Here is a 14,649-nt window from a genome sequence, read left to right as displayed (position 1 = left end):
GGCACCCGGCCGCCGCGCCTGCGGGCCGCCGTGACGTGCGCGGTCAGGCCACCGTGACCTGCGCGGCCAGCCGCCGGTCGGTGACGCTGCGGGCCGCCTCGATCGCGTACGTCCCGTCCACGAAACGGCGGGCACCGGCCGCCTCGTCCCAGATCTCGAAGGCGCGGCGCGGCAGCACGATCTCGGCCTCGGCCGTCTCGCCCGGGGCGGCCTCCACCGTCGCGAACCCGGCCAGCCAGCGGTCCGGACGGTCCACCGGTGCCGGGCCCGCGACCCGGTCCAGGGGCGCGAGGTAGACCTGTACGACCTCGCGGCCGTGGCGCGTACCGGTGTTGCGCACCCGGACGCGGGCGCGTGCCGGGGTCGCCTCCAGGGACTCGTAGCTCCAGTCGGTGTAGCCCAGGCCGTGCCCGAAGGGGTACGCCGGTGCCGGGCCCGCCTCCTCACGGGCCCGCCGCTGCCAGGCCCGGTAGCCGATGAAGACACCCTCCTCGTACGTGATGCGGCCGCCGGCCGGGGTCACCTGGGTGACCGGGGCGTCCGCCAGGCGGGCGGGCCAGGTGGTCGGCAGGCGGCCGCCCGGTTCGTGCGTCCCCAGCAGGACGTCGGCCAGCGCGGCCCCCGCCTCCTGGCCGGGGAACCAGCCGAGCAGGACGGCGGGCACCTCCTCGCGCCACGGCATCTCCACCGGGGAGCCCGCGTTGACGACCACGACGGTGTACGGGTTGGCGGCGGCCACCCGCGAGACCAGCTCGTCCTGGCGCCCCGGCAGGGCCAGGCCCGTACGGTCGAAGCCCTCCGACTCGGTCTCCTCGGTGGTCGCCACGACCACGACCACGGCGTCCGCTTCGGCGGCGGCCCGTACCGCCTCCTCGATCTCGGCGTCCGGGTCGAGCCGCGGCTCCGCGTGGCCGAGCGCGAAGGTCAGTACGGGCAGATCGGCGCCGAGGCCGGTGCCGCGCGGGACGAACCGCAGCGCCACGTCCAGGGTCTGCCCGGCCGTCAGCTCCGCCGCCACGCGGTGCTCCGCCGGGTTCATGAACGCCTCGAACGGGTCGTCCGTGTCCGGGGCGCTGGGGGCGTCGAACAGCATCCGGCCGCCGACGGTCAGCCGCAGTTCGCCGGTGCCGGAGACGGCGAAGGTGTGCGCGCCGCCGGTCTGCGGGGTGAATGTGCCCGCCAGTTCCACGGTGTGCAGGTCGCGCTGCGTGACACCGTCCGGGAACCGGCCCATGGCCTGCACCTTGCCGTCGAACTGCGGCTGTTCGGCGAGCAGCGCGCCGTCCGCGCCGTAGTAACGGGCGCACAGCTCGAAGCCCGCGCGGGCGTGCGGGACCTTCGTGCGCGGGTCGGCGCCGACCGAGAAGGTGACCTCGGTGTCCGGCAGCGCGGCGCGCAGACCCTCCAGCGGGGAGACGATCCGCTCGGGGAAGACGGTGGCGGAGCCGCCGCCGAGCACCCGGGCGTCCTTGGCCGCGGCACCGATGACGGCGAGCTTGCGGAGGGGGTGGGGGGTGAGGGGGAAGGGGGTGAGGGGGAGGGCGCGGCGTGGGGTGGGAGCCGGTGCGGTTTCCGGGGTCGGCTCGTTCCGTACGACCGGCTCATCCTGTACAGCCGGTTCATTCCGTGCGACCGGCTCATCCCGTACGACCGGCTCGTTGCGTACGAGGACGAAGGCGCGGCGGGCGATCTCGCGGGCCAGCGCGCGGCCGTCGATGTCCTGCGGCACGTCCTCGGGGGCGACGGCTGCCGGAACGCCCTCCAGGCAGCCCGTGCGCGCGGCGAGCAGCAGCACGCGGCGCACCGCGTCGTCCACCTCCTCCTCCGTCACCCGCCCGTCGCGGACGGCCGCCGCGAGCGGAGCGCCGAAGACCGTGCGCGGCCCCGGCATCGCGATGTCCAGGCCGCCGCGCAGCGCCCGTACCGTGTCGCGGGCCGCCGTCCAGTCGGAGACGTTGGCCCCGTCGAAGCCCCACCCGCCCCGCAGGACGCCGGCGACCAGCTCGCGGTGTTCGGTCATCGTCACGCCGTTGACCTGGTTGTAGGCCGTCATGACGGCCCAGGGCCGGGCGGTTTCGACGATGTGCTCGAAGGGCGCCAGGTACAGCTCGCGCAGCGGCCGGGGGGCGATCCGGTTGTCGACGGTGAAGCGCTCGGTCTCGGCGTCGTTGCCCACGAAGTGCTTGACGGTCGTCCCCACCCCGCCGTCCTGGACCCCGGCGACGTACCCCGCGCCGATCACGCCGGTCAGGTACGGGTCCTCGGAGAAGCACTCGAAGTGGCGGCCGCCGAGCGGGGAGCGGTGCAGGTTGACGGTGGGGGCCAGCAGGACGTGCACGCCCTTGCGGCGCGCCTCCTGGGCGAGCAGCCGGCCCGCGCGGCGTGCCAGCTCCCGGTCCCAGGTGGCGGCCAGCGCGGTGGGGCTGGGCAGGGCGACGGACGGGTCCTCCGCGCCCCATCCCTGGCCGCGCACGCCGACCGGTCCGTCCGACATGACCAGGGACCGCAGCCCGATCTCCGGGACGGCGGGCAGCGTCCAGACGTCCTGCCCGGACAGCAGCCCGGCCTTGGTGTCGAGGTCCAGCTTGCCGAGGGCCTCCTCGACGGCCACGGCGGCCGCCGTGGTGTGGGCGCTTCGGTGGTCGGTCATACGGCTCTCCCTGGCGTGGACGTACGGCTCCGGGCCCCCGGGCCTGATTGTGACCGGCTCGCCTGGCGAACGGTAGGCGTCGTTATCTTCTGGTTACCTTATGACCAGGGTGGGCGGGGTTACGCTCGCCCGGTGACTGCACCGGACCAGGTACGGACGGACGGCCGCCGGAGCGGCGGCGGACGCGAGGCGCGGCGCGCGGAGCGGCGCGAGGCGATCCTCCAGGCCGCCATGGAGCTGATCGCCGAGCGCGGCTACCGCGGTACGTCGCTCGCCGCCGTCGCCGAGCGCGCCGGACTGACCCAGCAGGGCCTGCTGCACCACTTCCCGAGCAAGGAACTGCTGCTGGTCGGTGTCCTGGAGGCGCGCGACCGCTGGGACACGGCCGCGGCGGCGGCCACCGGCGCCTGGCGCACGGACACCCTCGCCGGGCTGGTCGAGTACAACGCCGGGCGGCCCGGGGTCGTCCAGACGTACACGGTCCTGGCCGGGGACAGCGTCACCGAGGACCACCCGGCCCGTGACTTCTTCGAGCGGCGGTTCCGGCGGGTGCGCGAGGGGCTGGCCGGGGTGCTGCGGACGGAGTACGGCGACCGGCTGCCGGGCGGGCTGACACCGGAGCGGGCCGCGCCGCTGCTGGCCGCCGTGATGGACGGGCTCCAGTTGCAGTGGCTGCTGGACCCGGCGGAGGTGGACATGGCGGCGGCGTTCGGGGACTTCCTGGCGCTGCTCGGGGCGGCCGAGGGGGAGGAGGACGCGTCGGCGGCCGACGGGGGCAGGGACGAGGGCTGAGGGCGGCCGGTCCGCGCGGGAAGGAAAGGGATCAACCCCTTCCGCCCACGGCACGGCGCCGGTTTACTCGCCCCATGAGACGCATACGTACCTCGGTGGGCGTGTTCGGCGCCGCGCTGCTGACCGCGGCCCCGCTCGCCCTCACCGCCCCTTCCGCCACGGCGGCCTCCCCCGCCGCCGTCGCCGCCCGGCCGACGACGGCCGCGCCGACCGTCGAGGAGCAGCGGCTGTCGCAGCGCGCGCCGCAGGAGATCCTGCGGCGCAGCGGGTTCGCGGACGTGGCCGGGACGTTCGGCGACGGGCTCGCGCGGGTGCACTCGTACGGGGCGGCGAAACGGTACGTCACGGAGGCGGGACGCGGCCTGTGGCGGCGCGCGGTGGACCGCGTCCAGGGGCGCGGGCCGCAGGGCGGCGACCTGAGCCGGGACGACGACCGGCCGCTGTACTGGGCGCGGCTGGGCATGACCAAGGCGCTGCGCGAGTGGAAGCCGCAGTTCCGGCTGACCGCGGGCCAACGGGACATCCTGGCCGGGGCGCTGGAGCGCGGGTCGCGCGGGCAGGACTCGATCGGCCTGCCCGGCGGCGGGCACGGCGGCAAGCGGACCCTGCGCGTCGTCGTGACCGGCTTCGACCCCTTCCAGCTGGACGCGGACGCCCGTCGCAGCAACCCGTCGGGAGCCGCGGCGCTCGCGCTGGACGGTACGACGGTCCGTACGTCCTCCGGACGGCTCGCCCGTGTCGAGACCGCCGTCTTCCCCGTACGATGGGCGGACTTCGCGGCGGGCACGGTGGAGCGGACGCTGCTGCCGCACTTCCGGCGCGGGCCGCGGCAGGTGGACCTGTTCACCACCATCAGCCAGGGGCGGCCGGGGCGGTTCGACCTGGAGCGGACGAACGGCGCCTGGCGGGGCGGTTATCCGGACAACGCGCGCGAATCCCGTACCGAGACGGTGCCCGTCCCGAAGGGCGTGCCGACCGTACGGCCGCAGCCGCAGTGGACCACCACGACCCTGCCGTACGCGCGGCTCACCACCACCCCCACCGGACCGTTCCCGGTACGGGACAACACGGAGGTGACCGAGATCCCGGCGGGCGGCGGGGCGCCCGTCGAGCGGCCGGACGGGCCGACGCCGGGCTCCACGGCCCGCGCGGGCGGCGGCGGTGACTACTTGTCCAACGAGATCGGCTACCGGGCGACGCTGCTGCGGGACGCGCTGAGGCTGAAGGTGCCGGGCGGCCATCTGCACACGCCGGTCCTCCAGTTCGGCGCCGGGAACACCGATCCGGCGACCGGCGCGGTCACCGATCCCGACTTCGTACGGAACCGGACGGCCATCACCGGGCAGGTGCGGAGCATCCTGACGGCCGCGTTGTCAGTGGCACCGGGCATCATGGAGAAATGATCGTCGCAACAGCACAATTCCCGCCCGCGCCACTGGACATCGCGGCCAACGCGGCACGGATGGCCACGCTCCTCGCCGAGGCCGCCGGCCGCGGCGCCGAGCTGGTCGTCTTCGCCGAACTCACCCTGACCAACTACGAGCTGGACGCGATAGCGGCCGCCCCGGAGGAGTACACCCTCGCGCCGGACGACGCGCGGCTGGCCCCCGTCCGGGACGCGTGCCGGACGGCGGGCGTCGCCGCGGTGGTCAACTGCCCGGGCGTCGGCCCGGCGGGCACGGCGGACGGCATGACGATCTCGTCGTTCGTGTACGGGCCGGACGGCGCGCTGCTGACCCGCTACGACAAGCACCACCTGCACGGCCGGGAGAACGGCCTGTTCACGGCGGGGCCCGAGGCGGGCGGCCGGTTCACCTTCCGCGGCCTGAAGTTCGCCCTCGCCACCTGCTACGACAACGCCTTCCCCGAGGTGGCCGAGCGGGCCGCCGCCGACGGCTGCCAGGTGTATCTGGCCAGCTCGTTCCACGACGAGGTGGAGCGCACGGAGCAGTACGCCGCCAAGGCGCGGGACCACGGGATCGACGTGCTGCTCGCCAACGGCGTCGGCCCGGGGAGCGACGGCGTGGCCTGCGGGTACAGCGGCATATGGGCGGCGGACGGGACCTGCCTGGCGCGCCTGGCCGACGGGGCCGGGGCGGCCGTGGCCGAGGTGGGCCGGGCCGCCGGGCGCGCGGCGGCGGGTCCGGAAGGCGTACGGGAGCCGGTGGGCAACCGGTGATCCGGGACCTGTACGCCGTCCGGCAGCAGCCTGCGGGAGGCGGGCCCACACCGCTGACGACGCATCAGAGGTGAGCGGGCCCGGGCGGGGCCGGCCTGCGTACGGCCGCCCCCGCCGCGCCCCCGCGGCTGCGCCCTCCGCTCAGGACGGCAGTTCGTCCGGCGTCGGGTAGGACGGCTGGGCGCCCGGCTTGGTGACGGCCGCGGCGCCCACCCGTACGGCGAAGCGGGCCGCGTCCGTGAGGGAGTCGCCGCGGGCCAGGCGGGTCGCGAGGGCGCCGGTGAAGGCGTCGCCCGCGCCCGTGGTGTCGACGGCCTCGACCTTGACGCCGGGGACCCGGCCGGTGCCGCCCTCGCCGTCCACGACCAGCGCGCCGTCGCCGCCGAGGGTGACCACGACCGAGCGGGCGCCCTGCTCGCGCAGCGCCCTGGCCCAGTCCTCCGGAGTGCCTTCGCTGCTGCCGCCCGCGAGCTGCTGCGCCTCGTGCTCGTTGACCACGAGGGGGTCGGCGGCGGCGAGCAGCTCCGGGTCGAGGCTGTCGGGGGTCGGGGACGGGTTGAGGACGACCCGGGTGCCGGTCTCCGTGGCGGTGGCGGCGGTGGCCCGTACGGTCTCCATCGGGACCTCGAACTGGAGAGACACCGCGGCGGACGCGGCGATGACGTCGCGGGCGGCCGCCACGTCCTCCGGCGTGAGCGCCGCGTTCGCGCCCGGGGAGACGACGATGCTGTTGTCGCCGTCCGGCCCCACGACGATCATCGCGGTGCCGGTACGGGCGCCGGACTCGACGATCACGTGCGCGACGTCCGTGCCCGCGGCGCGCTGCGCGTCCAGCAGCAGCTCGCCGTACGCGTCGTCGCCGACCCGGGCCAGCAGGCCGACCCGGCCGCCGAGCCGGGCGGCGGCGGCCGCCTGGTTGGCGCCCTTGCCGCCCGCCGACTCGACCAGGTCGGAGCCGTGCACGGTCTCGCCCGCGCCGGGCCGCCGCGCCACCCGGACCGTCAGGTCCGCGTTGGCCGAGCCCACTACCAGTACGTCGTACATCTGCTTCTCACCCATCGAATTCCGCCGCGTTCTTGCCGGTCACCAGGACCACCGGCACCTTCACCTGCTGCGGCAGCCGCTCGCCGCGCGCCGCCTTGAGCGCCTGCGTCACGGCCTGCCTGCCCAGCAGCCTGGGCTGCTGGGCGACCGTGGCGGTCAGCGTTTTGCCGCGTACCGCCGCGACGCCCTCCGGCGTCCCGTCGAACGCCACGATCTTCACGTCCTTGCCCGCCCGGGCGCCCAGCGACTTGGCGGCGCCGAGCGCCATCTCGTCGTTGGCCGCGAAGACGCCGCCGATGTCCCGGTGTACTTGGAGCATATTGGACATCACGTCCATGCCCTTGGCCCGGTCGAAGTCGGCGGGCTGCCGCGCCACCACCTCGATGCCCGGATACGCCTTGATGCCCTCCTCGAAGCCCTGCCCGCGCTCCCGGGCGGCCGAGGTGCCGGGCTGCCCCTCCAGGAAGGCCACCTTGCCCTTGCCGCCGAGCGACTCGGCCAGCGTCTTCGCGGCGAGCCGGCCGCCGGCGACATTGTCGGAGGCGATGGCCGTGCCGACCCGGCCGCCGTTGACGCCGCGGTCGAGGGAGATCACCGGCACGTCCGCCCGGTTGGCGACCCCGACGGCCGGCACGGCGGCGTCGGAGTCCACCGGGTTGATGATCGCCGCCTTGACGTCCTGGCTGGTGAACGTCTCCATCTGGTTGATCTGCTGCATGGGGTCGTTCTGCGCGTCGGTGATGTTGATGTGCAGGCCGCGCCGGTCCGCCTCGGCCTGCGCGCCCTCCCGGACGGCGACGAAGAACGGGTTGTTCAGGGTGGAGAGGGCCAGCCCCAGGTCGGTGTCGCCGCCGCGGTCGCAGCCGGACAGGGCGAGGGCCCCGGCCAGGACGGCCGCGCCGAGGAGGCCCGTACGGTTGCGGAACGAGCCGGTGCCCCTGACGGGCGTACAGCTCGCGGGCAGACCCGTACGCCGTTTGCGGAACGAGCCCGCGCTCCTGCCGGGCGTACCGGCGTCGAGCGGCCCCGTACGCCGCTTGCCGAACGAGCCCGTCCCCCCACCGGGCGTACCGCCGCCGAGCGGCCCCGTACGCCGCCTCATCGCGCGCTCCGGCGCCGCAGCGTGTCCAGGAGCACCGCCAGCGCGATGACCAGGCCGGTCGCCACCTGCTGCCAGAACGCCGAGACGCTCAGCAGGTTCAGGCCGTTGCGCAGCACGGCGAGGATCAGGGCGCCGATGAGGGTGCCGGACGCCTTGCCGGAGCCGCCGGAGAGGCTGGCGCCGCCGATCACGACGGCGGCGATGGCGTCGAGTTCGTAGCCGACAGCGGCCTGCGGCTGGGCGGAGGTCAGCCGGGCCGCGAGGACGATGCCCGCGACCGCCGCGAACAGTCCGGACATCGCGTAGATCACCAGCTTGCGGCGCTTGACGTCGATGCCGGAGAGCCGGGCGGCCTCCTCGTTGCCGCCGATGGCGAACATCGTGCGGCCCGCGTACGTCCGGTTGAGGACCAGTGCCGCCACCAGCCCCATCGCGATCATGACCAGGACCGGGACGGGCAGCCAGCCGCCCAGCGTGTCCCCCAGCCTGCTGACCGAGGCCGGGAAGGGGATCGGCGTGCCGCCGGTGATCACCAGGGCGAGGCCGCGGCCGACGGAGAGCATCGCGAGAGTGGCGATGAAGGCGGGCAGCTTCCCGTACGCGACCAGCGCGCCGGAGACCAGACCGGCCGCCGCGCCGAGCGCGAGCCCCAGCAGGACGGCGGCCCACACCGGCAGGCCCGCGTCGGTCGCGGCCCAGGCGACCACGGTGGCGCTGAGGGCGGCCACCGAGCCGACCGACAGGTCGATGCCGGCCGAGACGATCACGAAGGTGACACCGAAGGCCAGGACGGCGGTGACGGACGCCTGGACGCCGACGTTGAGGAGGTTCTGCCCGTTCAGGAAGTCCCCGGACAGGATCGCCATGACCACGACCAGGGCGATCAGCCCGCCCAGCGGGCCGTTCCGCAGGACGGCCCGGGTGAACCACGGGCCGAAGCCGTCACCGGGCGGGGCGGTGCCGACCGCCTCGGCGGCCGCTCCCGTCTTCACATCAGCGGACATCGGAGCCCTCCTTCGCGCTCTCGTTCGTCGTGTGCGGGGTCGTGCCCGAGGTCGTGTGCGGGGCCGTCCCGTGCGGTCCGGACGCGCCGCCGTCGGACCGCACCGCCAGTTCCATCACCGCGTCCTGCGTCGCCTCGTCGCCGGAGAGTTCACCGGCGAGCCGCCCCTGGGCCATGACCAGCACCCGGTCGCTCATACCGAGCACCTCGGGCAGATCGCTGGAGATCATCAGCACCGCGCGGCCGGCTGCCGTCAGCTCGTTGACCAGCTGGTAGATCTCGACCTTCGCGCCCACGTCGATGCCGCGCGTCGGCTCGTCCAGGATCAGCAGCCGGGTGTCGGCCAGCAGCCACTTGCCGATGACGACCTTCTGCTGGTTGCCGCCGGACAGGGTGCGGGCGTGCTGCCCCAGACCGCTCATCCGTACTTTCAGCTGGGCGGCCACCTCGGCGGCCGCCCGGCGCTGGCCGCGCCGGTCGACCAGGCCGGCGCGGGTGTCGCGGTCCAGCCGGGCCAGCGTCAGGTTGTCCTGGAGGGAGGCGTCCAGGACCAGCCCCTGGCCCTTGCGGTCCTCGGGGACCAGGCCGAGCCCGGCGCGCATCGCGGCCCGTACGTCGCCGGGGGCCAGCACCTTCCCGTCGACCTCGACGCTCCCGGCGTCGTAACGGTCCACGCCGAACACCGCCCGCGCGACCTCGGTACGGCCCGCGCCGACCAGGCCCGCGAGGCCGACGACCTCACCGGCCCGCACCTCGAAGCCGATGTCCTCGAAGACGGGTGCGCCGTCGGTGCCGTGCCGGGTCAGGCCGCGGACGCGCAGCAGCGGCGCGCCGGGCCCGTCCGGGCGCTGCCGCGGGTACTGCTCGGCGATGTCCCGGCCCACCATCAGGCGGATCAGCTCGTCCTCGCCCGTACCGGCCGGGACCTCGGCGACCGAGCGGCCGTCGCGCAGTACGGTGACGCGGTCGCCGAGGGCGCCGATCTCCTCCAGGTGGTGGGTGATGAAGATGATCCCCACGCCGTCGGCACGCAGTTCGCGCACGATGCCGAAGAGGGTCTCGACCTCTTCGGAGGTCAGTACGGCGGTCGGCTCGTCCATGATCAGGACGCGGGCGCGCAGGCTCAGCGCCTTGGCTATCTCGACCATCTGGAGGCGGGCGATGCCCAGTTCGGCGACCGGGGTGTCCGGGGAGACGTCCAGGCGTACCCGGCGCAGCAGGTCGGCGGCGCGCGCCCGCATGGCCTTCTTGTCGATCAGGCGGAGCGCCGTGCGCGGCTGCCGGCCGAGGAAGATGTTCTCCGCGACGGTCAGCCGGGGGACGAGGTTGAACTCCTGGTAGATGGTGGCGATACCGAGGCGTTCGGCGTCCTGGGCGGTGCGGATGTGCACTTCGCGGAGAGCGTCGGGAGGGGTGTCTCGGGGGGTGGCGGCGGCCGGGGCGGGGCCGCTGTGACCTCCGTCATCGACGTGATCGCCATGATCGCCGTGATCGCCCGTCGGTGCGTCGGCCGCGAGGATGCGCCCCGCGTCGGGCCGGTGGGCGCCGGAGAGCATTTTGATCAGGGTGCTCTTGCCCGCGCCGTTCTCGCCGAGCAGGACGTGCACCTCGCCCGCGCGCAGGCTCAAGTCCACGCCGTCCAGCGCGCGCACGCCGGGGAACGTCTTCGTCACCCCCTCCACGCGCAGCAGTTCGCGGCCTGTCGGTGCGTCGTCCCGAACGTCGTCGTTGACGTCGGTCATGCGCTGCCCTCCTCCTCTTGGGTGTCCTCACGGGCGGTGCCCGGTTCGCCGCAGGAGCGGCGGGTGACGAGGCGGGCCGGCAGCAGTACGGAGCCGGGCGCGCGCCCCTCGATCCGTTCCAGCAGGGTGTGCAGGGCGGCCCGGCCCAGCTCGCGGGTGGGCTGCGCGATGGCGGTGAGCGGCGGGTCGATGTGTGCGAACCAGGGCACGTCGTCGTACACGACCAGCGCCATGTCGTCCGGCACCCGCAGCCCGCGTGCGCGGAGCTCGTCCATCGCGCCGAGCGCCATCAGGTTGTCGGTGGCCAGTACGGCGTCGGGCGGCTCGGGCAGGTCCAGGAGACGCCGCATCACCTGGCGGCCGCCGGTGGGCTGGAGGTCGGGCGTGGAGCCGACGCGCTCGTCCGGCAGCGCTATGCCGTGCGCGGCCAGCGCCGTACGGAAGAGTTCCAGCCGCTCGTCGCCGGTCGGTGTGCCGGCCGGAGCCACGATGATCGCGGGGCGGCGCCTGCCGAGGGCGGCGAGGTGGGCGGCCAGGTCGGTGAGCGCCGCGGCGCCGTCGGCCCGTACGCACGGCGCGTCGACGCCCGGCACGATCCGGTCCAGCAGCACCAGCGGCGTGCCGGAGGCGACGACCTCGCGCAGCATCGCGGAGCCGGTACCGGCCGAGCTGACCAGCAGGCCGTCGATACGGCGGTCCAGCAGCGTACGGATGTAGTCGTCCTGCTGGGCGGTGCGTTCGGCGGCGTTACCGATGATCAGGCTGTAGCCGAGGCCGCGCGCGGCGTCCTCGACGGCATCGGCCAGCTCGGTGAAGAACGGGTTGGTCAGGTCGCTGATGACCAGGCCGAGCGTGCCGGTACGGGCGGTCCGCAGGGCGCGGGCGACGTTGTTGGGCCGATACCCGAGCGCCTCGACGGCGGCGAGCACCCGTTCCCGCGTCTCGGCCACCGGACTCCGCCCGTTGAGCACCCGGGAGACGGTCGCCACGGACACCCCGGCCCGCTCGGCCACATCCTTGATCTTCGCCATCCCGCCCCAGCCCTTCCGTGCAGGTCCGCGCAGGCAGGTCGAGGACACCACGGCGCGGGGCGTCTCGATCGCACAACGGCGTGTAATCGATTTCGTGTGGGCTTACGTAATCGATTTCACGCCATCGCCGTCAAGATGGTGTACGAGTGGCCTGCGTCACAGGCGGGCCGGAGGCGACGGAGGGGGCAGTGGGGGGCGCAGAGGAGACCGTGGGATGACGGTGGGCGGCGACACGCGGCCCGACTCTGCCGCCACTCACCCCCCGGAAGCCTCGCACCATCACGTCAACCACTGTCCGCACGGCACCCCAGAGCGCGGCCGGAACCGAAATTGGCGCGAACCTGACACTCGCGCGGGTGGGCCGACCCTGGGGGCGGATCGGGCTTGGAGCTGATCGGACCTGAAGGCCGATCGGCCCTGAAGGCTGATCAGCCCTGGGGGCGGATAGGTCCTGAAGGCTGATCGGCCCTGGGGGGCGGATAGGCCCTGAAGACGGAAAAGCCTTGGGAGCGGATAGGCCCTGAAGGCTGGCCGACCCTGGGGGCGGATAGGCCCTGGGGCTGATCGGCTGGACCGAACTGCCTCGGGAAGGCGAACCGCCGCGGGACGCCTTTGGGCGCGCGCAACCAGAAGGCCCCCCGGGCGGGCCGCCCCCGGGCAGGCCGCCCCTGGGCAGGCCACTCCAGGACAGGCCGCCCCTGGGCAGGCCGCCCCTGGGCAGGCCACTCCAGGACAGTCCGCCCCTGGGCAGCCTCCGGAGCGACCGGCACTCCTACGCCCGACGCTCCTGCCCCCGGCACTTCGACGACCGACACCCCGGCCGAAGGCGTGGAGGCACCCCCACAGCAGCCGGAACGAGTCGAGGGCCGCACCCCGAGCAGGAGTGCGGCCCTCAGCCCTGACCTCGCGTCAGCCGACGCTGAGCTTGACGTCGATGTTGCCCCGGGTGGCGTTCGAGTACGGGCACACCTGGTGGGCCTTTTCGACCAGGTCCTTGGCGGTGGCCTCGTCCACGTTCGGGATGGTGGCGTTGATCTCGACGGTGAGGCCGAAGCCGCCGGACGGGGTCTTGCCGATGCCGACCTTGGCGGTCACCCGGGAGCCGGAGACGTCCGCCTTCTCCCGGCGGGCGACGACGCTGAGCGCGCCCTGGAAGCAGGCGCTGTAGCCGGCCGCGAAGAGCTGCTCGGGGTTGGTGCCGGCGCCGCTGCCACCCTGCTCCTTGGGCGGGTTGACGACGACGTCCAGCTTGCCGTCGTCGCTGGCGACGCGGCCGTCCCGGCCGTTCTCCGCGGTGGCGACGGCGGTGTAGACGACGTCTACGGGCTGGATGGACATAGAGATCCTCCTGTGGTTCGCCGCGACTCGCGCCCACGGTCGCGACGGCTTGGGGCCGAGCCTAGTGGCCCGGCGCAACCGGCTCCGTAACGGGTCAGTCCGTGAGATCGACGACCATCTTGCCGGTGTTGTCGCCGCGCAGCAGGCCGACGAACGCCTCGAAACCGTTCTCGATGCCGGCGACCTTCGTCTCGCTGAACTTCAGCTCTCCCGAGCGCACCCAGGCCGAGACCTCGGAGACGAACTGCTCCTGGAGGTGGCTGTGGTCGGCGACGAGCATGCCCTGGATGCGCAGCCGCTTGCCGATGACCAGCGCGAGGTTGCGCGGCGCCGGGGTCGGCTCGGTGGCGTTGTACTGCGAGATCATGCCGCAGACGGCGACCCGGCCGTGCACGTTCAGCGAGTCGATGGCGGCTTCCAGGTGGTCGCCGCCGACGTTGTCGAAGTAGACGTCGATGCCGTCGGGGGCGGCGTCCCGGAGCTGCTCCTTGACGGACCGGTCGGACTTGTAGTTGAAGGCGGCGTCGAAGCCGTACTCCTCCGTCAGCAGCTTGACCTTCTCGTCGGAGCCCGCGCTGCCGATGACGCGGGAGGCGCCCTTGAGCTTGGCGATCTGGCCGACCTCGCTGCCGACCGCGCCGGCCGCGCCGGACACGAAGACGGCGTCGCCCTCCTTGAAGGAGGCGACCTCCAGCAGGCCCGCGTAGGCCGTCAGGCCCGGCATGCCGAGCACGCCCAGGTAGGCGGAGAGGGGCGCCAGGGAACCGTCCACCTTGGCGATCTTGGCGGCGTCCACCACGGCGTACTCGCGCCAGCCCTTGAAGTGCAGGACGTGGTCACCGACCGCGAAGCCGTCGGCGTTGGAGGCGACGACCTCGCCGACCGCGCCGCCCTCCATCGGCTCGTCCAGCTTGAAGGGCGGGGTGTAGGACTTCACGTCGTTCATCCGGCCGCGCATGTACGGGTCGACGGAGAAGTACAGGTTGCGGACGAGGAGCTGCCCCTCGCCGGGCTCGGGGACCGCGGCCTCGCGCAGCGCGAAGTCCTCCGGCTTCGGCCAGCCGTGCGGACGGGCGACGAGGTGCCATTCGCGGGCGGACGTGGGCAGTGCGGACATGGGCTGCTCCTCCTAAAAATGCTTCAGGTGCTGAAACAACAATGCTCCTCGATATTTCATGTTGTCAAGCAATTCGCTACCCTGGTGTCATGACTCCTCGCGCAGACCACCTGACCGCCGAGGTCGTCGAGCTGATCGGCACCGTCGTGGCCCGCTATCACGAGGAGTACGAGCACGCGGCGGCCGAGCATTCCCTCACCGGCGCCCAGGCGCGCGTTCTCGGCCTCCTCGCCCGCGAGCCGATGCCGATGCGCCGGATAGCCCTGAGCCTGAAGTGCGAGCCGTCGAACGTGACCGGGATCGTGGACCGGCTGGAGTCCCGCGGCCTGGTCGAGCGCCGCCCGGACCCGGCCGACCGCCGGGTCAAGCTGGCCGCCCCCACCGAGACGGGCCGGGCGACGGCGGCGCAGCTCCGCGACTCCCTGGACTTCGCACGCGAGCCGCTCGGTGAGCTGTCCGTCGCGGAGCGCGCGCTGCTCAAGGAGCTGCTCCAGCGGATGCTGGGCGTCACACCGGAGTAGCCCGGCCGGCTGAGGCGGGAGGCGAGTCCGCGTCCGCCGGTCGGCGGACGCGCCCCGGAAGCCGCCCGTCCGGACGTGCCCCCTCCGGAAGCCGCCGCCGTAACTCCCGGCCGGAAGTTGCGAAGCGAAC

The 14,649-nt window shown here is 73.9% G+C and carries 10 protein-coding genes and 1 pseudogene; 4 read left to right on the top strand and 7 right to left on the bottom strand.

Annotated elements, in window-relative coordinates; genetic code table 11:
* Positions 1 to 43: 43 nt before the first annotated feature.
* Positions 44 to 2,650 (bottom strand): beta-glucosidase family protein, encoded by a 2,607-nt coding sequence (locus OEIGOIKO_RS29005; protein ID WP_125056507.1) that lies wholly within the window; start codon positions 2,648 to 2,650, stop codon positions 44 to 46.
* A gap of 231 nt (positions 2,651 to 2,881) precedes the next feature.
* Between OEIGOIKO_RS29005 and OEIGOIKO_RS29000 the strand changes: the two genes are divergently transcribed.
* The 3 genes from OEIGOIKO_RS29000 (at position 2,882) to OEIGOIKO_RS28990 (ending at position 5,621) form a co-directional block, all read left to right on the top strand.
* Positions 2,882 to 3,442: a TetR/AcrR family transcriptional regulator gene (locus OEIGOIKO_RS29000; protein ID WP_246178147.1), complete on the top strand. Its 561-nt coding sequence runs from the start codon at positions 2,882 to 2,884 to the stop codon at positions 3,440 to 3,442.
* A 74-nt stretch (positions 3,443 to 3,516) separates the two neighbouring features.
* Positions 3,517 to 4,845 (top strand): C15 family peptidase, encoded by a 1,329-nt coding sequence (locus OEIGOIKO_RS28995; RefSeq protein ID WP_125056506.1) that lies wholly within the window; start codon positions 3,517 to 3,519, stop codon positions 4,843 to 4,845.
* Positions 4,842 to 5,621 carry a carbon-nitrogen hydrolase family protein gene (locus OEIGOIKO_RS28990; protein WP_125056505.1) on the top strand — a complete coding sequence of 260 codons (780 nt, stop codon included), beginning with the start codon at positions 4,842 to 4,844 and terminating at the stop codon, positions 5,619 to 5,621. The genes OEIGOIKO_RS28995 and OEIGOIKO_RS28990 overlap by 4 nt, the downstream gene beginning before the upstream one ends.
* 141 nt (positions 5,622 to 5,762) lie before the next feature.
* Here OEIGOIKO_RS28990 and rbsK read toward each other — a convergent pair whose 3' ends face one another.
* From rbsK to OEIGOIKO_RS28955, 6 genes and pseudogenes are all read right to left on the bottom strand, one after another.
* Positions 5,763 to 6,665, bottom strand: a complete 903-nt coding sequence (gene rbsK, locus OEIGOIKO_RS28985) for a ribokinase (protein ID WP_125059090.1) — start codon at positions 6,663 to 6,665, stop codon at positions 5,763 to 5,765.
* Positions 6,666 to 6,672: 7 nt separating this feature from the next.
* A pseudogene (locus tag OEIGOIKO_RS43115) lies at positions 6,673 to 8,771 on the bottom strand (ABC transporter permease/substrate-binding protein).
* Positions 8,761 to 10,512, bottom strand: coding sequence for a sugar ABC transporter ATP-binding protein (locus OEIGOIKO_RS28970; RefSeq protein ID WP_125056503.1), 1,752 nt, complete (start codon positions 10,510 to 10,512; stop codon positions 8,761 to 8,763). Before OEIGOIKO_RS28970 ends, OEIGOIKO_RS43115 begins: the two are co-directional and overlap by 11 nt.
* Positions 10,509 to 11,543 (bottom strand): LacI family DNA-binding transcriptional regulator, encoded by a 1,035-nt coding sequence (locus OEIGOIKO_RS28965; RefSeq protein WP_125056502.1) that lies wholly within the window; start codon positions 11,541 to 11,543, stop codon positions 10,509 to 10,511. The genes OEIGOIKO_RS28970 and OEIGOIKO_RS28965 overlap by 4 nt, the downstream gene beginning before the upstream one ends.
* 909 nt (positions 11,544 to 12,452) lie before the next feature.
* Positions 12,453 to 12,881 (bottom strand): organic hydroperoxide resistance protein, encoded by a 429-nt coding sequence (locus tag OEIGOIKO_RS28960; protein ID WP_031003443.1) that lies wholly within the window; start codon positions 12,879 to 12,881, stop codon positions 12,453 to 12,455.
* Between the two features lie 94 nt (positions 12,882 to 12,975).
* Positions 12,976 to 13,998 carry an NADP-dependent oxidoreductase gene (locus OEIGOIKO_RS28955; RefSeq protein ID WP_125056501.1) on the bottom strand — a complete coding sequence of 341 codons (1,023 nt, stop codon included), beginning with the start codon at positions 13,996 to 13,998 and terminating at the stop codon, positions 12,976 to 12,978.
* 89 nt (positions 13,999 to 14,087) lie between these two features.
* Here OEIGOIKO_RS28955 and OEIGOIKO_RS28950 point away from each other — a divergent pair, with 89 nt between their 5' ends.
* A complete protein-coding gene (locus OEIGOIKO_RS28950) occupies positions 14,088 to 14,519 on the top strand; it encodes a MarR family winged helix-turn-helix transcriptional regulator (protein WP_125056500.1) in 432 nt (143 codons plus the stop codon).
* Positions 14,520 to 14,649 lie beyond the last annotated feature (130 nt).

The organism is Streptomyces paromomycinus (assembly GCF_003865155.1).
In the GTDB taxonomy this organism is placed as follows: Bacteria; Actinomycetota; Actinomycetes; order Streptomycetales; family Streptomycetaceae; genus Streptomyces; species Streptomyces chrestomyceticus.
This window is presented reverse-complemented; position numbering and strand designations above follow the sequence as displayed.

Excerpts from the sequence above, each read along its gene's own strand:
- OEIGOIKO_RS29005 (WP_125056507.1), bottom strand. The coding sequence starts at position 2,650 with ATGACCGACCACCGAAGCGCCCACACCACGGCGGCCGCCGTGGCCGTC.
- OEIGOIKO_RS29000 (WP_246178147.1), top strand. The coding sequence starts at position 2,882 with ATGGAGCTGATCGCCGAGCGCGGCTACCGCGGTACGTCGCTCGCCGCC.
- OEIGOIKO_RS28995 (WP_125056506.1), top strand. The coding sequence starts at position 3,517 with ATGAGACGCATACGTACCTCGGTGGGCGTGTTCGGCGCCGCGCTGCTG.
- OEIGOIKO_RS28990 (WP_125056505.1), top strand. The coding sequence starts at position 4,842 with ATGATCGTCGCAACAGCACAATTCCCGCCCGCGCCACTGGACATCGCG.
- rbsK (WP_125059090.1), bottom strand. The coding sequence starts at position 6,665 with ATGTACGACGTACTGGTAGTGGGCTCGGCCAACGCGGACCTGACGGTC.
- OEIGOIKO_RS28970 (WP_125056503.1), bottom strand. The coding sequence starts at position 10,512 with ATGACCGACGTCAACGACGACGTTCGGGACGACGCACCGACAGGCCGC.
- OEIGOIKO_RS28965 (WP_125056502.1), bottom strand. The coding sequence starts at position 11,543 with ATGGCGAAGATCAAGGATGTGGCCGAGCGGGCCGGGGTGTCCGTGGCG.
- OEIGOIKO_RS28960 (WP_031003443.1), bottom strand. The coding sequence starts at position 12,881 with ATGTCCATCCAGCCCGTAGACGTCGTCTACACCGCCGTCGCCACCGCG.
- OEIGOIKO_RS28955 (WP_125056501.1), bottom strand. The coding sequence starts at position 13,998 with ATGTCCGCACTGCCCACGTCCGCCCGCGAATGGCACCTCGTCGCCCGT.
- OEIGOIKO_RS28950 (WP_125056500.1), top strand. The coding sequence starts at position 14,088 with ATGACTCCTCGCGCAGACCACCTGACCGCCGAGGTCGTCGAGCTGATC.